The sequence below is a fragment of the Streptomyces sp. NPDC052101 genome, from assembly GCF_040680235.1.
Lineage (GTDB): Bacteria > Actinomycetota > Actinomycetes > Streptomycetales > Streptomycetaceae > Streptomyces.
This window is the reverse complement of the sequence record NZ_JBFAWH010000012.1, coordinates 44,691-65,118: the sequence shown is the minus strand read 5'-3', so window position 1 is coordinate 65,118 and position 20,428 is coordinate 44,691. Positions and strand designations below refer to the sequence as shown.

24 protein-coding genes and 4 tRNA genes are annotated in these 20,428 nt (G+C 71.0%); 20 read left to right on the top strand and 8 right to left on the bottom strand.

Annotated features, from left to right (window positions below):
* Positions 1-25: 25 nt before the first annotated feature.
* The gene (locus AB0L75_RS22010) at positions 26-1,276 is read right to left on the bottom strand and encodes an APC family permease (RefSeq protein WP_365183261.1); all 1,251 of its coding nucleotides are present in this window, start codon (positions 1,274-1,276) and stop codon (positions 26-28) included.
* 154 nt (positions 1,277-1,430) lie between these two features.
* Between AB0L75_RS22010 and AB0L75_RS22005 the strand changes: the two genes are divergently transcribed.
* A complete protein-coding gene (locus AB0L75_RS22005; RefSeq protein ID WP_365183259.1) occupies positions 1,431-1,697 on the top strand; it encodes a GlsB/YeaQ/YmgE family stress response membrane protein in 267 nt (88 codons plus the stop codon).
* A gap of 83 nt (positions 1,698-1,780) precedes the next feature.
* Here AB0L75_RS22005 and AB0L75_RS22000 read toward each other — a convergent pair whose 3' ends face one another.
* Positions 1,781-2,269 (bottom strand): YajQ family cyclic di-GMP-binding protein, encoded by a 489-nt coding sequence (locus AB0L75_RS22000; RefSeq protein ID WP_030174428.1) that lies wholly within the window; start codon positions 2,267-2,269, stop codon positions 1,781-1,783.
* Between the two features lie 225 nt (positions 2,270-2,494).
* Between AB0L75_RS22000 and AB0L75_RS21995 the strand changes: the two genes are divergently transcribed.
* Positions 2,495-2,576, top strand: a tRNA-Tyr gene (locus AB0L75_RS21995).
* Positions 2,577-2,686: 110 nt separating this feature from the next.
* On the opposite strand, the gene AB0L75_RS21990 is transcribed toward AB0L75_RS21995, so the two are convergent.
* On the bottom strand, positions 2,687-3,169 hold the full coding sequence (locus AB0L75_RS21990) for a carboxymuconolactone decarboxylase family protein (RefSeq protein ID WP_365183256.1): 483 nt from the start codon (positions 3,167-3,169) through the stop codon (positions 2,687-2,689).
* Positions 3,170-3,404: 235 nt separating this feature from the next.
* On the opposite strand from AB0L75_RS21990, the gene AB0L75_RS21985 reads away from it, so the two are divergent.
* Together AB0L75_RS21985 and AB0L75_RS21980 are read left to right on the top strand one after the other, a co-directional pair.
* Positions 3,405-3,629, top strand: a complete 225-nt coding sequence (locus tag AB0L75_RS21985) for a hypothetical protein (protein ID WP_031167006.1) — start codon at positions 3,405-3,407, stop codon at positions 3,627-3,629.
* A 42-nt stretch (positions 3,630-3,671) separates the two neighbouring features.
* On the top strand, positions 3,672-3,884 hold the full coding sequence (locus tag AB0L75_RS21980) for a hypothetical protein (protein WP_365183253.1): 213 nt from the start codon (positions 3,672-3,674) through the stop codon (positions 3,882-3,884).
* A 117-nt stretch (positions 3,885-4,001) separates the two neighbouring features.
* On the opposite strand, the gene AB0L75_RS21975 is transcribed toward AB0L75_RS21980, so the two are convergent.
* Positions 4,002-4,658: an SDR family oxidoreductase gene (locus AB0L75_RS21975; protein ID WP_365183251.1), complete on the bottom strand. Its 657-nt coding sequence runs from the start codon at positions 4,656-4,658 to the stop codon at positions 4,002-4,004.
* Positions 4,659-5,165: 507 nt separating this feature from the next.
* The gene (locus AB0L75_RS21970; RefSeq protein ID WP_365183248.1) at positions 5,166-6,443 is read right to left on the bottom strand and encodes an amidohydrolase family protein; all 1,278 of its coding nucleotides are present in this window, start codon (positions 6,441-6,443) and stop codon (positions 5,166-5,168) included.
* Between the two features lie 622 nt (positions 6,444-7,065).
* Between AB0L75_RS21970 and AB0L75_RS21965 the strand changes: the two genes are divergently transcribed.
* From AB0L75_RS21965 to AB0L75_RS21925, 9 genes are all read left to right on the top strand, one after another.
* Positions 7,066-7,138: transfer RNA gene (locus AB0L75_RS21965), tRNA-Thr, on the top strand.
* Between the two features lie 46 nt (positions 7,139-7,184).
* Positions 7,185-7,257: transfer RNA gene (locus tag AB0L75_RS21960), tRNA-Met, on the top strand.
* Positions 7,258-7,347: 90 nt separating this feature from the next.
* Entirely contained in the window at positions 7,348-7,512 is a 165-nt protein-coding gene (rpmG, locus tag AB0L75_RS21955) for a 50S ribosomal protein L33 (protein ID WP_003948671.1), read from the top strand.
* A 202-nt stretch (positions 7,513-7,714) separates the two neighbouring features.
* Entirely contained in the window at positions 7,715-8,167 is a 453-nt protein-coding gene (locus tag AB0L75_RS21950) for a MaoC family dehydratase N-terminal domain-containing protein (RefSeq protein WP_365183247.1), read from the top strand.
* Positions 8,168-8,171: 4 nt separating this feature from the next.
* Positions 8,172-8,603, top strand: a complete 432-nt coding sequence (locus AB0L75_RS21945) for a MaoC family dehydratase (protein WP_365183245.1) — start codon at positions 8,172-8,174, stop codon at positions 8,601-8,603.
* Positions 8,604-8,787: 184 nt separating this feature from the next.
* Entirely contained in the window at positions 8,788-9,357 is a 570-nt protein-coding gene (locus AB0L75_RS21940) for a helix-turn-helix domain-containing protein (RefSeq protein WP_365183242.1), read from the top strand.
* 84 nt (positions 9,358-9,441) lie between these two features.
* Positions 9,442-11,025: an MFS transporter gene (locus AB0L75_RS21935; RefSeq protein WP_365183240.1), complete on the top strand. Its 1,584-nt coding sequence runs from the start codon at positions 9,442-9,444 to the stop codon at positions 11,023-11,025.
* A 75-nt stretch (positions 11,026-11,100) separates the two neighbouring features.
* Positions 11,101-11,481 (top strand): DUF3291 domain-containing protein, encoded by a 381-nt coding sequence (locus tag AB0L75_RS21930; RefSeq protein ID WP_365183719.1) that lies wholly within the window; start codon positions 11,101-11,103, stop codon positions 11,479-11,481.
* A gap of 215 nt (positions 11,482-11,696) precedes the next feature.
* Complete coding sequence (locus AB0L75_RS21925) at positions 11,697-12,752, top strand: UDP-N-acetylmuramate dehydrogenase (RefSeq protein ID WP_365183238.1); 1,056 nt, start codon at positions 11,697-11,699, stop codon at positions 12,750-12,752.
* A gap of 38 nt (positions 12,753-12,790) precedes the next feature.
* Here AB0L75_RS21925 and AB0L75_RS21920 read toward each other — a convergent pair whose 3' ends face one another.
* Positions 12,791-13,423 carry an NAD(P)H-binding protein gene (locus tag AB0L75_RS21920; RefSeq protein WP_365183236.1) on the bottom strand — a complete coding sequence of 211 codons (633 nt, stop codon included), beginning with the start codon at positions 13,421-13,423 and terminating at the stop codon, positions 12,791-12,793.
* 104 nt (positions 13,424-13,527) lie between these two features.
* Here AB0L75_RS21920 and AB0L75_RS21915 point away from each other — a divergent pair, with 104 nt between their 5' ends.
* On the top strand, positions 13,528-14,139 hold the full coding sequence (locus AB0L75_RS21915; protein ID WP_365183234.1) for a helix-turn-helix domain-containing protein: 612 nt from the start codon (positions 13,528-13,530) through the stop codon (positions 14,137-14,139).
* A gap of 45 nt (positions 14,140-14,184) precedes the next feature.
* Complete coding sequence (locus AB0L75_RS21910) at positions 14,185-14,895, top strand: hypothetical protein (protein ID WP_365183232.1); 711 nt, start codon at positions 14,185-14,187, stop codon at positions 14,893-14,895.
* Here the strand turns inward: AB0L75_RS21910 and AB0L75_RS21905 are convergent.
* Complete coding sequence (locus AB0L75_RS21905; protein WP_365183230.1) at positions 14,840-15,880, bottom strand: adenosine deaminase; 1,041 nt, start codon at positions 15,878-15,880, stop codon at positions 14,840-14,842. The two genes, AB0L75_RS21910 and AB0L75_RS21905, sit on opposite strands and share 56 nt — an antisense overlap.
* Positions 15,881-16,015: 135 nt before the next feature.
* On the bottom strand, positions 16,016-17,242 hold the full coding sequence (locus AB0L75_RS21900) for a pyridoxal phosphate-dependent aminotransferase (RefSeq protein ID WP_365183227.1): 1,227 nt from the start codon (positions 17,240-17,242) through the stop codon (positions 16,016-16,018).
* A 262-nt stretch (positions 17,243-17,504) separates the two neighbouring features.
* On the opposite strand from AB0L75_RS21900, the gene AB0L75_RS21895 reads away from it, so the two are divergent.
* The 5 genes from AB0L75_RS21895 (at position 17,505) to rplA (ending at position 20,356) form a co-directional block, all read left to right on the top strand.
* Positions 17,505-17,577: transfer RNA gene (locus tag AB0L75_RS21895), tRNA-Trp, on the top strand.
* Between the two features lie 107 nt (positions 17,578-17,684).
* Entirely contained in the window at positions 17,685-17,966 is a 282-nt protein-coding gene (secE, locus tag AB0L75_RS21890) for a preprotein translocase subunit SecE (protein WP_365183224.1), read from the top strand.
* An 80-nt stretch (positions 17,967-18,046) separates the two neighbouring features.
* Positions 18,047-18,922 (top strand): transcription termination/antitermination protein NusG, encoded by an 876-nt coding sequence (gene nusG / locus AB0L75_RS21885; protein ID WP_365183221.1) that lies wholly within the window; start codon positions 18,047-18,049, stop codon positions 18,920-18,922.
* 170 nt (positions 18,923-19,092) lie between these two features.
* Entirely contained in the window at positions 19,093-19,527 is a 435-nt protein-coding gene (rplK, locus tag AB0L75_RS21880; RefSeq protein ID WP_037858373.1) for a 50S ribosomal protein L11, read from the top strand.
* 103 nt (positions 19,528-19,630) lie between these two features.
* Positions 19,631-20,356, top strand: coding sequence for a 50S ribosomal protein L1 (rplA, locus tag AB0L75_RS21875; RefSeq protein WP_365183218.1), 726 nt, complete (start codon positions 19,631-19,633; stop codon positions 20,354-20,356).
* The last annotated feature ends 72 nt before the right edge of the window (positions 20,357-20,428 follow it).

The window sequence follows — 20,428 nt, the reverse complement described above, 5'->3', positions numbered from 1 at the left end:
CGGTCCCGAGTGTGCTGACGGCGCGTCACTCGCTCCGTCGCCGCACCCATCGCCGTACGGCGTAGGCCCCCGCACCCACCGCCAGCACGCCCGCGCCCGCGACCACCGACACGGCGGGCAGCGCGAACGCCAGCACGGCGCAGCCGAGCAGGCCCACCACGGGCACCACCCGAGCCGCCGGGGCCGGGTCCAGGGTCCACGCGGAAACGTTCGCGACGGCGTAGTAGGCGAGCACCCCGAAGGATGAGAAGCCGATCGCGCCGCGCACGTCCACCGTCGCGGCCATGACGGCGACCACCACGCCCACGGCCAGCTCTGCCCGGTTCGGCACCCGGAAGCGGGGGTGCACGGCCGCCAGCGCCCCCGGCAGATGCCCGTCCCGGGCCATGGCGAGCGTCGTACGGGACACTCCGAGGATCAGCGCGAGCAACGAGCCGGCGGCCGCCACCGCCGCCCCGGCCCGCACCACGGGCACGAGCCCCGGCACACCGGCCGCCCGTACCGCGTCGGCCAGCGGCGCCGCCGTGTGCCCGAGCCGGTCCGCGCCGAGGACACCGAGCACCGCGACGGCCACGCACGCGTACACCGCGAGTGCGATCCCCAGGGCCAGCGGGATCGCGCGCGGAATCGTGCGCGCCGGATCCCGCACTTCCTCGCCGAGGGTCGCGATCCGCGCGTACCCGGCGAACGCGAAGAACAGCAGACCCGCCGCCTGGAGCACCCCGCCCGTCCCTGACGACAGCCCCACGTCCAGCCGTCCGGCGGCGGCCCGCCCGGAGGCCAGGCACACGACCACGACAGCCGCGAGAACGGCCAGCACCACCGCCACGATCACCCGCGTCAGCCACGCGGACTTCTGGATACCGCCGTAGTTCACGGCCGTCAGCGCCACCACGGCCGCGACCGCCACCGCGTGCGCCTGCCCCGGCCAGACGTACGCCCCCACGGTGAGCGCCATGGCCGCACAGGACGCCGTCTTGCCGACCACGAACGCCCAGCCCGCGAGATACCCCCAGAAGGGGCCCAGCCGCTCCCGCCCGTACACGTACGTCCCCCCGGAGGCCGGGTAGCGGGCCGCGAGACGGGCCGATGACATCGCGTTGCAGTAGGCCACCACGGCCGCGAGCGCCAGCCCGGGCAGCAGGCCTGTTCCGGCCGCGCGCGCGGCGGGTCCCGGGGCCGAGAAGACGCCGGCCCCGACCATCGATCCGAGACCGACGACCACGGCGTCCCGCACGCCCAGGGTGCGGCGCAGTCCGGTACCGGAAGGTGTCATGCGCCGCACCCTACTGAGCGCCGCAACCGTGTGGTGGACCCGTGGCGTCCTCTTCATCGACACGGCACGAACACGCGCGCGTGGACAGCGATTCCTCACCGGATTCTCAGCAGCGGGACAGTGCGGACACAGCGCGGAAGGGCAGGTTCACGGCATGAGCATCATCGCTTGGATCATCCTGGGACTGCTGGCCGGAGCCATCGCCAAGCTCCTCCTGCCGGGCCGCGACCCCGGCGGCTTCATCGGTACGACCCTGATCGGCATCGCGGGCGCGTTCATCGGCGGCTGGATCTCGGCGCGTTGGCTGCACCACCCGGTCACCAAGAACTTCTACGACGGCACCACTTGGGCCGCGGCCATTGGCGGCTCCCTGGTGCTGCTGATCGTCTACCGCATCCTGTTCGGCAACTCACGGGACTGAGTGCGGCGTCGACAGCACGGAAGGGTGGGCACCGCTCGGGGGCGCCCACCCTTCCTGCCTCTTGCCGAAGTACTGCCGGTCTCTTACCGGTAGTTCACGAACTGCAGCGCGAAGTCGAAGTCCTTGCCCTTCAGCAGTGCGATCACGGCCTGCAGATCGTCACGGCTCTTGGAGGAGACCCGCAGCTCGTCACCCTGGACCTGGGCCTTCACACCCTTCGGGCCCTCGTCGCGGATGATCTTCGCCACCTTCTTCGCGTTCTCCTGGGAGATGCCCTCCTCGATCGACGCGAAGATCTTGTACTCCTTGCCGGACAGCTGCGGCTCGCCCGCGTCCAGCGCCTTCAGCGAGATACCGCGCTTGATCAGCTTGGACTGGAAGACGTCGAGGACAGCCTTCACCCGGTCCTCGGAGTTCGCCTCCATGAGGATCTTCTCACCGGACCACGAGATCGAGGCACCCACGCCCTTGAAGTCGTAGCGCTGCGAGATCTCCTTGGCGGCCTGGTTGAGGGCGTTGTCGACCTCCTGCCGCTCGACCTTCGAGACGATGTCGAAACTGGAGTCGGCCATGTCCTTTGGCTCCTTGTATCGGGGTGAATCGGGTGCGTGCCGGCGTGCGTGGCGGCGGCCGCCGGGCCCGGCATGACACCGGACCGCATCCGCACCAGCCTAGCCACCCCGCGAGCCAAGGGGTGGAGATCAACCGGGTGGCGAAGCACCCCCGTGTATCGGGTATTGTTTACGACGTCGCCAGGGACTGCCGCCGAAAAGCGGGGTCGAGCTGGTGGCCAACCCGGCGGTGTGCCCGAGCGGCCAAAGGGAGCAGACTGTAAATCTGCCGGCTCAGCCTTCCCAGGTTCGAATCCTGGCGCCGCCACACGGGAAACGAGAGCCCCGTGATCTGCGAAAGCAGGTCGCGGGGCTCTCGTCGTTGCGTGGCCGCCCCCGTACGGCCGGCCGAGCGTACCGGCCGTACGGGGCGGACCATCAGTGGAACTTGGCGACCATGCCGGCCTCGTAGTCTCCGGCGGGCTGCTGGGTGATGACGTTTCCGCGGTTGAAGGCGTTGATGACGGCGATCTGGGTCACCAGGTCGGCGAGCTGTTCCTCGTCGTAGTACTTGGCGGCGTTGGCCCAGACCTCGTCCGGGACGCCGCCGGCCGCGTCCGCGATCCGGGTGCCCTGCTCCGTCAGTTCCAACGCGGCGCGCTCGGCGTCGGTGAAGACCTTGGCCTCCCTCCAGGCGGCGACCAGGTGGAGCCGCACCGCGCTCTCCCCGGCCGCGGTGGCTTCCTTGGTGTGCATGTCGATGCATCCGGCACAGCCGTTGATCTGGCTGGCGCGGAGCATCATCAGCTCGCGCGTCGAGGCCGGAACGGTGGATTCCGAGAGGGCCTTGCCCGCCGCGATGATGTGCTTGAAGGCCTTGGCGGCGACCGGGCTGGCCATGACGTTCAGACGAGCTTCCACGGTGTGCTCCTGCGTCGTTGTTCGATGGCTACGCCTCTTAGACCGAACAGCCCCGCACTTTGTGACAGCGGTGAATGTGAGCCGCGTCTCAAGGAAGGACGGCAGGGTCAGATTCGAGCACTAGAATCGAATGCATGAACGATTATCGCCCGCTGGCGCGTCTCGACACCGCACTGGGGATTCTGGAATGACCGGTCCGGGTGCGGGCCCGGGGGGTCCGGACGATGCTGGAGCCATGGCCGGGAAGCGACCCATCATCGTGCACCTGCCGTCCCCGACGGGCGGCCGCCGGGTCCGGGTGGACGGGGAGATCCTCGGTCTGGCGCACAGTGTGCGGGACCTGGTGGAGTTCCTGCGGCGCGCGGGGCTGGAGATCGAACCCGAGCAGGTGGCCGACTCGCCGCTGATCGACTGGCGCGGGGTGGGCCCCGACCGCTGGGAAGCGGAGACCCGCACCTGACGACGGTGTCGCCGCCGCCTCGAATGCGGGCACACTGGCGGCATGTCCTCCCGCCGCAGAACCTGCCCCGTGTGCCGCCGTGACATCGCCGTCGTCGCGGGCCGCTTCGCGCGACACGACCCGCCCGGGGCGCGGGAGATCGGCGAACTGGTCTCCTGTGCCGGGTCACGGCAACAGGCGCAACTCGGCGCTGTCCAGCCGGCGTTGGACGGATACGCCGTACCGGAGTTTCCCGGGCAGCTGCCCCTGTTCTGAGGCGCGGATGAGGTGCGGAGGTGCGGGAATCGGAACTACGGGATCTGATGGGATGTCAACGGGCGGTGCTGGAAGCCTAGGTGGCGGGCCTGACCGTTCAACGGCCGATGGTCCTCCTCAGTTCCCGGCCACCGACTTCACCGCGACCGACACCGGAGTCGATCCGCTGATCAGCTCCAGCGTCAGGCCGGTCGTGGCCGGAGTGTCCACCAACTCCGCCAGGACGGCCGCAACATCGTCGCGCGGGACCCCGCCGCGCCCCGTGTGCGCCTCCAGCCGGACCAGACCGGTGCCCGCGTCGTCCATGAGCGTGCCGGGGCGCAGGATCGTCCAGTCCAGGGCCTCCTGGCGGGTGATGTGCGCGTCCGCCTCCCCCTTGGCGCGCAGATAGGCGTCGAAGACCCCGTCGCCCTGGTGCGCGGGGTCGGCGCCCATCGAGGACACGACGACGAAACGGCGTACCTTCGCGCGGACGGCCGCGTCCGCGAACAGCACCGCCGCGCCCCTGTCCACCGTCGCCTTGCGGTCCGCGCCGCTGCCCGGGCCCGCACCGGCCGCGAAGACCGCCGCGTCGGCGCCCTGAAGGTGCGCCGCGACCTCCTCCACCGAGGCGGACTCCAGGTCGAGCAGGACCGGTTCGGCACCGGCCGCCCGTAGATCGTCGCCCTGCTCGGGCTTGCGGATGATCCCCGCGACCTCTTCCCCGCGCGCGGAGAGCAGGCGCTCGAGCCGCAGCGCGATCTGACCATGACCACCAGCGATGACAATGCGCATGAAACCGACCGTACGCCGGAAGGGGCACATCCGCCGCACGAGTTAACCGGCATGGCCGGAGCGCGCCGGGCTCGCCCGGACCGACACGCGCCCGGCGTGCACAGGCACACGCGGGGCGCGTGCTCAGGGGTACGCGCTCGGTGTGCTCCGGTGAGCATGCGCCGCGCGTGCACCGCCAGTCACCGGCCCCGCGTGCACCGCCAGTCACCCGCCCGGCGTGCATCGACCGATCGAGCGCTCGGCGTGTTGCGACCGCTTCTGCGCCCGGCGCGCACGCCGAATCACGCCCCCGCGCCCACCCACCCAGCTCCACCACCCAGCTCCACCACCCAGCTCCACCGGCGCGTCCCCCGACGCACACGCCCCGCCGACCGCCGCCCCGCCTTGCCCCACCCCCAAGCCTCCCCATGACATCCCGAGCCCGAGCCGCGTCGTGACCGCCCTGGGCCGCGCCACGACAGCCCAGCCGTCACGTCAACTCGCCGCGCTCCACGACAGCCCGGCCCCTCACGACAACTCGCCCCGCCCCTGCCGGGGCAACCCGAGTTCCACCGCCACAGCCGAGTTGCAGTACTCCCGCACCGCGCTCGTACGCGCCACCACCCGGCCCCGGTGGACCACGATCCGGCTGTAGGCCAAGGACAGTGCGCCGGCCAGGCGGTCGCCGCGCACGGCGAGGAGTTCGGCGGGGAAGCCCGCCTCCACGCGGACCTCCGGCAGGCCCAGCACCGCGCGGGCCGAGGTGCTCACGGCCTCGTAGGCGTCCTCCGGGCGCAGGGCGTGGGCGGAGGCGAGAAGGTAGGCCGCCTCCAGGGGGTCACCGCGTCCGACGGGGTTGGAGGCGGCGTCGCGCAGGGCGCCGCTGCCGGCCGCCACGCGCACCCCTGCCGTGCGCAGCAGCCGTACCGGAGCGGCGCCCCGGCGGTCGGCGCCGCAGCAGCCGCCCTGGGGCAGGCACACGACCGTCACACCGGCCGCCGCGAGCTGGTCCGCGGCGCGTGACGCGGCCTCGGCGGGCAGGCGCGCGAGACCGGCGCACGGCCCGATCGTCACGCCGGGGCGCAAGCCGCCCGCCATGGCCGCGAGCCGGGACAACCGGGCCGGGTCCGAGGCGTCCGTGTGCAGGTCCACCGGGCAACCGTGTTCGGAGGCCACTTCCAGGACGGCCTCGACATAGCCCGCGGGATCGGGGTCCAGGTCGGGGCAGCCGCCCACCACGGAGGCGCCCATCTTGATCGCGTCGCGCAGCATCGCCAGCCCGTCGGCCCCTGCCGCGCCGGTCAGCAGCCGTGGCATCGCCACCGCCGTCAGCTCCGCGAGCCCCCGCAGCGAGCGCCGGGCGTGCAGGACGGCGCCCAGCGCGCCGAGCCCCTGGACGTCGCCCACGCGCACGTGCGCGCGTACCGCCGTCGCCCCGTGCCCGAGCTGCAGCAGAGCGGCCTCCGTGACCCGGCGCTGGACGTCGTCCGGGGCGTACGACACCGGGCCGGGGCGCTCGGCGGACAACGCGGTGTCACCGTGGGCGTGCGGTTCGGCGGGGGCCGGCAGGAGCAGGTAGCCGTTCAGGTCCACGCGGGTGGCGCCCGTGCGGGCGGGGCCCGGAGCCAGACTGCCGGCCGTGCCCACCGCCTCGATGCGTCCGCCTCCCAGCCGTACGTCCACGGTCCGGCCGTCGGTGAGTCGCGCTCCGCACAGCAGCAGGGCGGCCGGGTCGGACTGTCCCGAGGATCCCGAGGAGTTCGACGAGTTCGACGGTGGGTGGGGCTGCGGCTGGCTGTCGGGCATCGCGCTCCAGGGTCGGTGCCGGGGCTCGGGCGGGCCCGCGTGAGGAACCGGGCTGCGAAAGCCCCAAGATCACGCAGAGTGAGTCGAGCCTAGGCCGGTGAGCCGCGCCGGGCGCGCAGGAGCGCAATAGTCGTACCGGTGTGGTCCGCCCTTGGCGGTACCTGTGTCGCCCACCCGCGTGGCGGCCTGCCCTCTCGGCGACGTCCACCCGCCTGGTCCGCGCCCGTCCCGGCTACGTCCACCCGGCTGGCTCGCGCCCGTCCTGGCGATGCCCGTCCACGTGGTGCGCGCCCGTCCCGGCGGCGTCTGTCCGTGTGGCGGCCCGCTCCCGGCCCGGCGACCTCCGCCGACGCGGCGCCCGGTCCGCCCGACGGCGTCCATGCGCGTGCCGCGCGTCTCCCCGACGACACCGACCGACGCCGAACCGACCGACGCCGACGACACGGATGACACCCACGCACGCGTGCCGGAACTGACCGCCCCGGCTCCCTTCTCCCCGGCCGCCGACCACCCGCCGCTGCGTCTCATGAGGCCGCTGCGAGGGCCGGGATGGAGGGTGCGGAGGGCGGCCGGATACGGATTTGGGTGAACGGCGGCGGACCGTGTAATGTCTTCATCGCTCGCCCCAATAGCTCAGTCGGCAGAGCGTCTCCATGGTAAGGAGAAGGTCAACGGTTCGATTCCGTTTTGGGGCTCTGGTGTGAGAGGTTCCCGTCGAAAGGCGGGATCCGATCGCATCACAGCGGTGTAGCTCAGTCGGTAGAGCAAGCGGCTCATAATCGCTGTGTCACCGGTTCAAGTCCGGTCACCGCTACTGACAGTAGCCGATTGCGGGGTCGGTCCTTCGATCGGCTACTCTTTCTTGCGTTGAATCAGTCCATCCGTTCGTCTTAGGAGCACTCACGTGGCTGCCACCGACGTCCGCCCGAAGATCACGCTGGCCTGCGTGGAGTGCAAGGAGCGGAACTACATCACCAAGAAGAACCGGCGTAACAACCCGGACCGTCTTGAGATGAAGAAGCACTGCCCGCGTTGCAACGCGCACACCGCGCACCGCGAAACGCGATAAACAGGCTCGTTCGCGAGGCCGTCCCCTTCCGAGGGGGCGGCCTCGCGTCGTTTCACCGGCTCACCCGCTGGCCGGTGAACGGCTCACCCGCCGGCCGGTAGCCGGTTCACCCGCTGGACGGCCCGGCCGTCCCGCGCGTAATTCCCGGCTCGGTTCCGGCTAATTTGGGGCCATCACAGCAGACATCAGGAGGTGCCGGGCCATGGCGCTCGACCAGTCCTTCGTTGGACGGACCTATCCGCCCACCGCCCCCTATGAGGTGGGCCGGGAGAAGATCCGCGAGTTCGCCGAGGCGGTGGGCGAGACCAACCCGGTGTACACGGACCCCGAGGCCGCCAAGGCGTTCGGGCATCCGGATGTGATCGCCCCGCCGACCTTCGTGTTCTCCATCACCTTCCGGGCCGCGGGACAGGTCATCGAGGACCCGCAACTCGGCCTCGACTACAGCCGCGTGGTGCACGGCGACCAGAAGTTCGCCTACAGCCGCCCGGTGCGCGCCGGCGACCGGCTCACGGTCACCTCCACCATCGAGGCGATCAAGTCCCTCGCGGGCAACGACATCCTGGACATCCGCGGTGAGGTGCACGACGAGGCGGGCGAGCACGTCGTGACCGCCTGGACCAAGCTCGTGGCCCGCGCGGCCGAGGAGGCGTGAGGACGTGACGACGGCGAAGATCGCGTACGACGACGTCGAGGTCGGCACCGAACTGCCGGCGCAGACCTTCCCCGTGACCCGTGCCACGCTCGTGCGCTACGCGGGTGCCTCCGGGGACTTCAACCCGATCCACTGGAACGAGAAGTTCGCCAAGGAGGTGGGCCTGCCGGACGTCATCGCGCACGGCATGTTCACCATGGCCGAGGCGATCCGCGTGGTCACCGACTGGACCGGGGACCCGGGCGCGGTCGTCGAGTACGGCGTCCGCTTCACCAAGCCCGTCGTCGTGCCGAACGACGACAACGGCGCCCTGATCGAGGTCAGCGGCAAGGTCGCGGCCAAGCTGGACGACAACGCCGTGCGCGTGGACCTGACGGCGACCAGCGGCGGCCAGAAGGTCCTGGGCATGTCCCGAGCGGTCGTACGGCTGGCCTGACGGCCCGCGCGCGTGCTTGCGGCGTGCCTAGGTGACACGAAGTGCTGAAGTAAGGGGCGTCCTCCCTGGTGGGGCGCCCCTTACGTCTGTGCGGGACATGCGTTTACGTCTGCCGGACATCCGTTGCGCGCGCCTGTGACCAGCGGGCTTGCCAAGTTAGTGATTGAGCACTAACTTACTGCCCATGGTCAGGATGAGCGCAGAAGAGCGGCGCGAGAGCGTCATTCGCGCGGCGATCACGGAGTTCGCACAGAGGGGCTTCTACGGCACCTCCACGGAAGCGATCGCGACCCGTGTGGGTGTGTCGCAGCCGTACCTCTTCCGGCTCTTCGCGGGCAAGAAGGCGATCTTCGCCGCCGCGTCGCTGCGGTGCGTGGAGGACACGTGCCGGGTCTTCAGGGAGGCGGCGGAGGGGCTGGAGGGCGAGGAAGCCCTGCACGCCATGGCGAACGCCTATGTGCGGCTGATCACGGAGCAGCCCGAGAAGCTCCAGATGCAGATGCAGACCTACATCGCGGTCGCGGCGGCCGAGGCCGAGGGTGATCACGAGTTCGGCGAGGCCGTACGGGCCGCCTGGATGAAGCTCTGGGAGACCGTTCATCTGCCGTTGGGGGCGGACGACGGCGAGACCACGACCTTCCTGGCGTACGGCATGCTCATCAACACCCTCGCCGCCATGGGGTTTCCGCCCGAACACCGGGTCTGGCAGGGGATGTACCCGTCGGCCCGGGTCACGGGGCGGTTGGAGAAGTAGCACGTCGAGGCGGTGGCCCCGCCTCTTTCGTACCTCAAAAAGTTAGTCATCGATAACTAACTAGAGATGCTCTCTGGGGGAGAGATGTCGGATCAGACCGCGCGGGGCAGCGCACGGCGTGGAAGCGCCGCCTGGGCCCTCGTCATCACCAGCGTCGCCGGATTCATGGCGGCCCTCGACAACCTCGTCGTCACCACCGCCCTGCCCTCCATCCGCAAGGACCTCGGTGGCGCGCTGGACGACCTCGAATGGACCGTGAGCGCCTACACGCTCACCTTCGCCGTCCTGCTGATGTTCGGCGCCGCGCTCGGCGACCGCTTCGGGCGCCGCCGGCTCTTCATCGCCGGACTCACCGTCTTCACCGGCGCCTCCGCCGCGGCGGCCATGGCACCCGGCATCGGCTCCCTGATCGCCGCCCGCGCGGTCCAGGGCGTCGGCGCGGCCGTGATGATGCCGCTCACGCTGACCCTGCTGACCGCGGCCGTGCCCGCCGCCAAGCGCGGGACCATGTACGGCATCTGGGGCGCCGTCAACGGCCTCGCCGTCGCCTCCGGACCACTCATCGGCGGCAGCCTCACCGAGCACGTCTCCTGGCACTGGATCTTCTGGCTGAACGTACCGCTCGGCCTGGCCGTGCTGCCGCTCGCCCGGCTGCGGCTCGCGGAGTCCTACGGCGCCGGAGCCCCGCTCGACATCCCCGGCACGCTGCTCGCCAGCGGCGGGCTCTTCGGGATCGTCTACGGCCTGGTCCGCGGGCCCGCCGACGGCTGGACCGACACCGTGGTCCTCACCGCGCTGTTCGCCGGCGCCGCCCTGCTGGCCGGCTTCGTCCACCACGGCATCCGCGGCAAGAACCCCATGCTGCCGATGCGGCTGTTCCGCTCCCGCGCCTTCTCCGGGATCAACGGGGCCAGCCTGCTGATGTTCGTCGGCATGTTCGGCTCGATCTTCCTGCTCAGCCAGTACATGCAGGGCGTGCTCGGCTACTCGCCCACCGAGGCGGGCCTGAGGATGCTGCCGTGGACCGGCATGCCGATGCTCGTCGCGCCGATAGCCGGGATCCTCTCCGACCGCATCGGCGGCCGCCCGGTCGTCGCCGCGGGCCTGCTGCTGCAGGCCATAGGTCTCGGCTACATGGCCGCCGTCGCCACCGTGGATGCCTCCTACACCGTCCAGCTGCCCGCCCTGATCATCAGCGGGATCGGCATGGCCCTGTACTTCGCGCCGGCCGCCAATCTGGTCATGTCCAGCGTGAGTCCCCAGGAGCAGGGCATCGCCTCCGGGGCCAACAACGCGCTGCGCGAGGTGGGCGGTGCGCTCGGTATCGCGGTGATGTCGTCGATCTTCTCCGCGCAGGGCGGCTACGAGAGTGCGCAGAACTTCGTGGACGGCCTGCGGCCCGCCCTCGTCACCGGCTCGGCGGTGGTCGCCCTCGCCGCGGTCGCGGCCCTGGTGATCCCGGCCCGGCGCCGCAGCGCCGCCCACGCGACCGCCACGGCCACCGCCACTGCCGCTGAGGCTGCCGCCACTGATGCGCCTGCCACTGGGGCTCCCGCCACGGAAGCGCCTGCCATGGGTGCGCCGGCGGTTGAGGTTCCCGCCGCGGAGGCACCTGCCGCGGACGCGCCCGCCGTGGAGGCTCCCTCCTTGGAGCCCACCGTTCGCTGAAGCCCGCACGGGGCTCCGTGCCGCAACCCCATCCCTGCTCCCGGAACTCGCCACAAGGAGATCGCGATGCCCGGAATTCCCGCGCTTCCCTGGATCGTGCCGAACACCCCGCCGCAGGACACCGAGGTGCACGTCTTCGCCTCGCGCTTCGAGACCCGCTCCCTGTGGGGCGCCCTCCGTTTCCTCGTCCGCACCCCGGCCGTGTGGCGGCAGGTCGGCCGGGCGCCCGGAGCCTACGGGGCCTCCCTCAAGGCGCAGCCCCTGCGGAAGACCTTCTGGACGCTCTCGGCCTGGGAGTCCGCCGACGCGCTGCAGGCCTTCGCCCGCTCCGGCGCCCACCGGCCGACCTCGCGCGCCCTGGCCTCCCAGATGCGCGACGCGGCCTTCGCCACCTGGCAGACCTCGAGCGACCAGCTGCCGGTGAGCTGGGCGGAGGCGGAGCGGCGCCTTACATAGGCCGATGGCGGCCGGACCTCGCGTACGCGCGCGTGGGCTTCGAAAGGAGTCCACGCGCGCGTACGCGTGTGTCAGCCCGCGGGCGTCGGCGGGTGTGACCGGCCGGCCGTGTCTGTTCCGTCCGGCGAGGAGCCGCACCCGAGGCCGGTGTGGCGCGGAAGACCGCCGCCCGCGCGGGTGCGGGGCTGTCGGAGCCGTCTCGTAGTCTTGGGCCCGTGCAGGTACTCCACGACGCCCCTCTTGCCCCGCTGACCACCTTCCGGCTGGGCGGTCCCGCGACGCGGCTGGTCACCGCGGTGACCGACGCCGAGGTGATCGCCGTCGTCCGTGAAGCCGACGACAGCGGGACGCCGCTGCTGGTCATCGGCGGCGGATCGAACCTGGTCATCGGTGACAAGGGCTTCGACGGCACCGCCCTGCGCATCGCCACGCGCGGTGTCGAGCTGCGCGGTACGACGCTGGAGCTGGAGGCCGGCGAGGTGTGGACGGACGCCGTCGCCCGCACCGTCGAGGCCGGGCTCGCCGGAATCGAGTGCCTCGCCGGGATCCCCGGATCCGCGGGCGCCACACCGATCCAGAACGTGGGTGCCTACGGCCAGGAGGTCTCCTCCACCATCACCGAGGTGATCGCCTACGACCGGCGCGCCGGCGAGACCGTCGCGCTGACGAACGAGGAGTGCGCCTTCTCGTACCGCCACAGCCGCTTCAAGGCGGACCCCGAGCGGTATGTCGTGCTCCGCGTCCGCTTCGAGCTGGAGGACGCGGGCGGGCTGTCCGCGCCCCTCAAGTACGCCGAGACCGCCCGCGCGCTCGGCGTCGAGCCGGGAGACCGGGTGCCGCTGGCCGACGCCCGCACGACCGTGCTGAAGCTGCGGGCCGGGAAGGGCATGGTCCTCGATCCCGAGGACCACGACACCTGGTCCGCCGGATCCTTCTTCACCAACCCGATCCTCACCGACGCGCAGTTCGCCGCGTTCCACGCGCGCGTGCGCGAGCGGCTGGGCGACGGCGTGGAGCCGCCCGCCTACCCGGCGGGGGAGGGCCGTACGAAGACCTCCGCGGCCTGGCTGATCGACAAGGCGGGCTTCACCAAGGGCTACGGCACCGGCCCGGCCCGCATCTCCACCAAGCACACCCTCGCCCTCACCAACCGGGGCGGCGCCACCACCGAGGATCTGCTGGCGCTGGCCCGCGAGGTGGTCGCCGGCGTCCGCGACGCCTTCGGGGTCACGCTCGTCAACGAACCGGTGACGGTGGGCGCCAGCCTCTAGCCGACGGCTGAAGCGGGACCGGCTGAAGCGGGACCGGCTCAGTACGCCACCCCCACGCCCTGCTTCACCGTCCCCTCGTCGTCGATCATCGCCAGCATCGCGTGCGCGACGTCCGCGCGTGCGATGAAGCGGCCCTTGCGCGGGAAACCGCCGACGACGGTGCGATAGCGGCCGGTGAGCGGCTTGTCCTGCAGGCGCGGCGGCCGTACGGACGTCCAGTCCGTGCTGCTGCGGGCCAGCTCGGACTCCATCCCGCGCAGGTCGGCGTAGACGTCCTTCAGGACGGCCGACACCAGGCCGCGCATGGCACGGTCCAGGGCGCCGTCGTCCTCGGGGACGGGGCCGACGGGGCCGGCGCTGACCACGAGCAGCCGTTGCACGTCCTCCGCCTCCATGGCGCGCAGGACCGTGCGGGTGAGCCGGGTGGCGACCCCGGCGTCCTTGCGGCTGCGCGCGCCCAGGCCGGAGAGGACCGCGCCCCGGCCCCGGACGGCGGCCCGCAGTTCCTCGGGGTCGGCCAGGTCGGCGCGGACCACCTCCAGCGCGTCCCCCGTGACGTCGAGCCGGGCCGGATCGCGGACCACGGCGGTCACCCGGTGGCCGGCGTTCAGCGCCTGACGCACGATCTCCCGGCCGATGCCGCCGGTGGCGCCGAAAACGGTGAGGTTCATGAATGCTCCCGTGGTCGGGATTGGTGGGTGAGCATTCACTCACCCGCTGCTCCCCCTAGAGTGGGTAAGCACTCACCCACTCGTCAAGCCCGATTGGACGCCTCATGGAGCCGAAGCCGGCGCGTGTCCGCATCCTCGACGCCGCCCACGAGCTGATGCTCACCGTCGGGCTCGCCCGCGCCACCACCAAGGAGATCGCCCGCGCGGCCGGCTGCTCCGAAGCGGCCCTCTACAAGTACTTCGACAGCAAGGAGGAGCTGTTCGTGCGCGTGCTCGCCGAGCGGCTGCCCCGGCTCACCCCGCTGCTGGGCGGCCTTGCCGCCGAACCAGGGCAGGGCACCCTGGCGGACAACCTCACCGAGATCGCCCGCCAGGCCGCCCTCTTCTACGAGCAGAGCTTCCCGATCGCCGCCTCCCTGTACGCCGAGACCCAGCTGAAGCAGCGCCACTACGAAGCCCTGCGCAAGCTGGGATCGGGCCCGCACAAGCCGATCCAGGACCTCGACGCCTACCTCCGTGCCGAACAGGCCGCGGGCCGCGTCCGCGCCGACGCCGACACCTTCGCGGCCGCCTCCCTGCTGCTGGGCGCCTGTGCGCAGCGCGCGTTCGCCTACGACGCGGCCGGCGCGGGGCAGCGGCCGCCGGTCGACGACTTCGCCGCGCGGCTCGCGAGAACCCTGCTGGGCGGAATCTCCGTTGCGCCGTACTCCGCGTGAGCTTCACGCTGGGAGCATGACAAGCGCCTCCCGGACCAGGGCCATATGCGGCTGACACTGCGCGAGTTCCGGTTCAGAAGGGGCCCGTACGAGCATCGGGTCGTCCGGCCCTGGCAGCCGCTGCGCCACACCTCACTGCGCGCACCCGCGCCGATCGGCATGCTCATGGGCGACCACGACGGGCTCAACCGGCTCGCCGGGCTGTTCTCGTTCGCCGCGCATTCGCGGCACACGCTCGTCCATGTGCCGCTGCGGGAGGGCGTCCCGCCCGACGAGGGCCAGGGGCCGCTCGTCGACCTCGTCCTCGCCCACCACTCGCTGGGCCTGCGGGCCTCGCAGTGGCCCGAGCTGCGCCGACGGCTGAGGCAGGGCGGCTCCCCGCTCACGGTCCGCACCGACGAGGCGCGCACCGCACGGGACGCCGCCGCCTGGCGCGCGCGGGAGCAGCGCGCCGACCGCCGGGACGAGCTGCGGCACACCACCCACGCGAACACCTTCTTCCTGTTCGGCAGCCGTGACGTCTTCGCCGAGGCCGCCATGTCCCTGGCCTACGCCGCCGGCCGGGGGCCGCGCGAGAAGGATGTGGCCAGGGGACACGCGTCGCTGGTGTCCGGGCTGTGGGGGCTGCGGCAGCCGCCCGGCGGCGGGCATCCGGTCGAGGTCCTGGTCTGCTTCAAGGCGTACCCGCCCTACGCCCACTTCAGGCGGCCGGGTCAGCCAGCCAGTCGTCGACGCCGGCCAGCAGCCGCGCCCTGACCTCCTCCGGGGCGGCCGAGGCCCGTACCGACTGGCGGGCCAGTTCTGCGAGTTCGGCGTCGGAGAAGCCGTGGGCGTGCCGGGCGATCTCGTACTGGGCCGCCAGCCGGGAGCCGAACAGCAGCGGGTCGTCGGCGCCGAGGGCCATCGGGACGCCCGCCTCGAAGAGCCTGCGCAGCGGCACGTCCTCGGGCTTCTCGTACACACCGAGCGCCACGTTCGAGGCCGGGCACACCTCGCAGGTCACGCCCCGGTCGGCCAGCCGCTTCAGCAGCCGCGGGTCCTCCGCCGCGCGCACCCCGTGCCCGATCCGCGAGGCGTGCAGGTCGTCCAGGCAGTCCCGCACCGAGGCCGGGCCGGTCAGCTCGCCGCCGTGCGGAGCCGACAGCAGACCGCCCTCGCGCGCGATGTGGAAGGCCCGGTCGAATTCCCGCGCCATGCCCCGCCGCTCGTCGTTGGAGAGCCCGAAACCGACCACGCCCCGGTCCGCGTACCGCACCGCGAGGCGGGCCAGCGTGCGGGCGTCCAGCGGGTGCTTCATGCGGTTGGCGGCGACCAGCACGCGCATGCCGAGCCCGGTCTCCCTGGACGCCGTGTCCACCGCGTCCAGGATGATCTCCAGCGCCGGGATCAGCCCGCCCAGCCGGGGCGCGTACGACGTCGGGTCCACCTGGATCTCCAGCCAGCGCGAGCCGTCCTTCAGATCCTCCTCGGCGGCCTCCCGGACCAGGCGCTGGATGTCCTCCGGTGCGCGCAGGCAGGAGCGCGCCGCGTCGTACAGCCGCTGGAAACGGAACCAGCCCCGTTCGTCCGTGGCCCGCAGCTTGGGCGGTTCGCCGCTGGTCAGCGCTTCCGTCAGGGCCTCGGGCAGGCGTACGCCGTACTTGTCGGCCAGTTCCAGGACGGTCCCCGGTCGCATAGAACCGGTGAAGTGCAGGTGCAGATGGGCTTTCGGCAGCTCAGAGAGGTCACGTACACGCTCCATCCCAGGATCCTGCCGTACACACCCGTCACACCGGTAGCCGTTTCCCCGTACGTGGTCTTGCTCGCACACAGAAGCGGGCCGTCTCCCCGAGGGGAAACGGCCCGCACGCGCGCGTGGAGCACCGGGAACGGGAAACTAGTCCCGCGCCTCCGCGAGCAGCTTCTGGATGCGGCTCACGCCCTCGACGAGGTCCTCGTCGCCGAGCGCGTACGACAGCCGCAGGTAGCCCGGCGTGCCGAAGGCCTCGCCCGGGACGACCGCGACCTCGGCCTCCTCCAGGATCAGCGCGGCCAGCTCGACCGTGTCCTGCGGGCGCTTGCCGCGGATCTGCTTGCCGAGCAGGCCCTTGACCGACGGGTAGGCGTAGAAGGCGCCCTCGGGCTCGGGGCAGACCACGCCGTCGATCTCGTTGAGCATCGACACGATCTTCCTGCGGCGCCGGTCGAAGGCCTCGCGCATCTTCGCGACGGCCTCCAGGTCTCCGGAGACGGCGGCCAGGGCGGCCACCTGGGCCACGTTGGAGACGTTGGAGGTGGCGTGCGACTGCAGGTTGGTCGCGGCCTTGACGACGTCCTTCGGGCCGATGACCCAGCCCACGCGCCAGCCGGTCATGGCGTACGTCTTCGCCACACCGTTGACCACGATGCACTTGTCGCGCAGCTCGGGCAGCAGCGCCGGCAGGGACACGGCGGAGGCGTCGCCGTAGACCAGGTGCTCGTAGATCTCGTCGGTGAGCACCCACAGGCCGTGCTCCACGGCCCAGCGGCCGATCGCCTCGGTCTCGGCCTCGGAGTAGACCGCGCCGGTCGGGTTGGACGGGGAGACGAAGAGCACGACCTTCGTCCGCTCCGTGCGCGCCGCCTCCAGCTGCTCGACCGTGACGCGGTAGCCGGAGGTCTCGTCGGCCACGACGTCCACCGGGACACCGCCCGCGAGGCGGATCGACTCCGGGTACGTCGTCCAGTACGGCGCCGGGACGATGACCTCGTCGCCCGGGTCGAGGATCGCGGCGAACGCTTCGTAGATGGCCTGCTTGCCGCCGTTGGTGACGAGGATCTGCGAGACGTCGGGCTCCCAGCCGGAGTCGCGCAGCGTCTTCGCGGCGATCGCGGCCTTCAGCTCGGGCAGGCCGCCGGCCGGCGTGTAGCGGTGGTACTTGGGGTTCTTGCAGGCCTCGATGGCTGCCTCGACGATGTAGTCCGGGGTCGGGAAGTCGGGCTCACCGGCGCCGAAGCCGATCACCGGACGCCCGGCGGCCTTCAGGGCCTTGGCCTTGGCGTCCACGGCGAGGGTGGCGGACTCGGAGATCGCGCCGACTCGGGCGGAGACCCGGCGCTCGGTGGGAGGGATTGCAGCGCTCATGGAGCCCATCGTTCCAGACCGGAAACACCCCCGGCACGCGGGTTTCACGGACTGAACAGTCAGGGGTCGGGACATGAACACGGATCCGAATCCGGGCTCCGGCCAGGACGATCTTCGGTCACGCGGCTCCGGACGGGCGCTTTCTGTTCGACGCCGGGCCCTGGACCACGTACACTCTCACCTCGTTGGCCTTCAGCTGCCACCGCCGGAACCGGTGCACACCGCGCACCCGTCCGGATGCGGTACGTTGGGGGACACACAAAGGGTCGTAGCTCAATTGGTAGAGCACCGGTCTCCAAAACCGGCGGTTGGGGGTTCAAGTCCCTCCGGCCCTGCTACACACACCGCCAGGATGTGTGCGCATGTACGTACAGCAATGCACCGCCGTGCGGCTCAGGAACCGGGCGCGGCACGGCCACGACCCGGGATCAGGTGAGGACGAATGACGGACGCCGTGGGCTCCATCGACACGCCTGATGCCCAGGACGAGGTGCCGGAGAAGAAGGCCCGCAAGGGCGGGAAGCGCGCCAAGAAGGGCCCGCTGAAGCGCCTTGCCACCTTCTACCGCCAGATCATCGCGGAACTCCGCAAGGTCGTCTGGCCGACGCGTAACCAGCTGACGTCGTACACCACCGTGGTGATCTTCTTCGTGGCCATCATGATCGGGCTAGTGACCGTGATTGACTATGGGCTCAACCACGCGGCCAAGTACGTCTTCGGCTGAGCCAAGAGCGAAGGGCGCCGTGGTACCGGCGCCCGTTTTCGCATGTTCCACCCCTATGTATCCAGGAAGAAGCAGCCACCGTGTCTGACCCGAACCTGAACGACGACGCCACCGAGCCTCGCGGTACCGCCGCCGAGATGGTGGACGACGAGCTCGACATCGTCGAGGGCGCGGACGAGCAGGACGAGTTCGAGGCTGCCGAGGCCGAGGCGGGGGAGCCGGCCGAAGAGGCGGCCCTGCACGTCGAGGACGAGGACGAAGAGGCTGAGGAGGAGGCCGAGGAGGCCACCGCCGAGGCCGCCGAGGAGGAGTCGGCCGAGGAAGAGCCGGCCGAGCCCGTCGACCCCGTCCAGGCCCTGCGCGAGGAACTGCGCACCCTGCCCGGCGAGTGGTACGTCATCCACACCTACGCCGGCTACGAGAACCGCGTGAAGACCAACCTGGAGCAGCGCGCCGTCTCGCTGAACGTCGAGGACTACATCTTCCAGGCCGAGGTGCCGCAGGAAGAGGTCGTCCAGATCAAGAACGGCGACCGCAAGACGATCAAGCAGAACAAGCTGCCGGGTTACGTCCTGGTCCGCATGGACCTGACCAACGAGTCCTGGGGCGTCGTCCGCAACACCCCGGGTGTCACCGGCTTCGTCGGCAACGCCTACGACCCGTACCCGCTGACCCTGGACGAGATCGTCAAGATGCTCGCTCCGGAGGCCGAGGAGAAGGCCGCCCGCGAGGCCGCCGAGGCCGAGGGCAAGCCCGCCCCGCAGCGCAAGGTCGAGGTCCAGGTGCTGGACTTCGAGGTCGGCGACTCGGTCACCGTCACCGACGGCCCGTTCGCCACGCTGCAGGCGACCATCAACGAGATCAACCCCGACTCGAAGAAGGTCAAGGGTCTGGTGGAGATCTTCGGCCGCGAGACCCCGGTCGAGCTGTCCTTCGACCAGATCCAGAAGAACTAGTCCTTTTTTGGACTTCGTGCTTCCGCGCAGGTCAGGCAGGCCGTCACGGTCCGCCTGACCTGCACGGTTTTTAGCCGCGCATCCATACCCGTTATCGTTGTGCGGTATGCCTGCGTCAGGATCGCGATCCTCACGCGGGCATGGACCCGATTGAAAGGACCCGGAGAGCTATGCCTCCCAAGAAGAAGAAGGTCACGGGGCTCATCAAGCTCCAGATCAACGCCGGTGCGGCGAACCCGGCCCCGCCGGTCGGCCCCGCGCTGGGTCAGCACGGCGTCAACATCATGGAGTTCTGCAAGGCCTACAACGCCGCGACCGAGTCGCAGCGTGGCTGGGTCATCCCGGTGGAGATCACGGTCTACGAGGACCGTTCCTTCACCTTCGTGACCAAGACCCCGCCGGCCGCGAAGATGATCCTCAAGGCCGCTGGTGTCGAGAAGGGCTCCGGCGAGCCGCACAAGACCAAGGTCGCCAAGATCACCGAGGCGCAGGTCCGCGAGATCGCCCAGACGAAGCTTCCCGACCTCAACGCCAACGACCTGGACGCCGCGTCCAAGATCATCGCTGGCACCGCCCGCTCCATGGGCATCACGGTCGAGGGCTGACCTCAACCCCCCTCAGCAGTCATGCGGCCGTATCCGGTCGCACGTGGCAGGGCCTGCTCGGCCCAGGGACCACGACTCCTTTCAGAACACACAGGAGCAAGTTGTGAGCAAGCGCAGCAAGGCTCTCCGCGCTGCGGACGCCAAGATCGACCGGGAGAAGCTGTACGCCCCGCTCGAGGCCGTCCGTCTCGCCAAGGAGACCTCCACGACCAAGTTCGACTCCACCGTCGAGGTCGCCTTCCGTCTGGGTGTCGACCCGCGCAAGGCCGACCAGATGGTCCGTGGCACCGTGAACCTTCCGCACGGCACCGGTAAGACCGCCCGGGTCCTGGTCTTCGCGACCGGCGACCGTGCCGAGGCCGCGCGTGCCGCGGGCGCCGACATCGTCGGCGCCGACGAGCTGATCGACGAGGTGGCGAAGGGCCGTCTGGACTTCGACGCCGTCGTCGCCACCCCGGACCTCATGGGCAAGGTCGGCCGCCTCGGCCGCGTCCTCGGCCCGCGTGGTCTGATGCCGAACCCGAAGACCGGCACGGTCACCCCCGACACGGCCAAGGCCGTCACGGAGATCAAGGGCGGCAAGATCGAGTTCCGCGTCGACAAGCACTCGAACCTGCACTTCATCATCGGCAAGGCGTCCTTCGACGACGCCAAGCTGGTGGAGAACTACGGCGCCGCGCTGGAGGAGATCCTCCGTCTGAAGCCGTCCGCCGCCAAGGGTCGCTACATCAAGAAGGCCGCGGTCAGCACCACCATGGGCCCCGGCATCCCGGTCGACCCGAACCGCACCCGCAACCTCCTCGTCGAGGAGGACCCGGCCGCCGTCTGAGCCTTCCGCTCCCCCGGTAGCCGCGTCAGGTACGCGTAAGTAAGGGCGGGCCCTGCAACCTTCCAGGTGCAG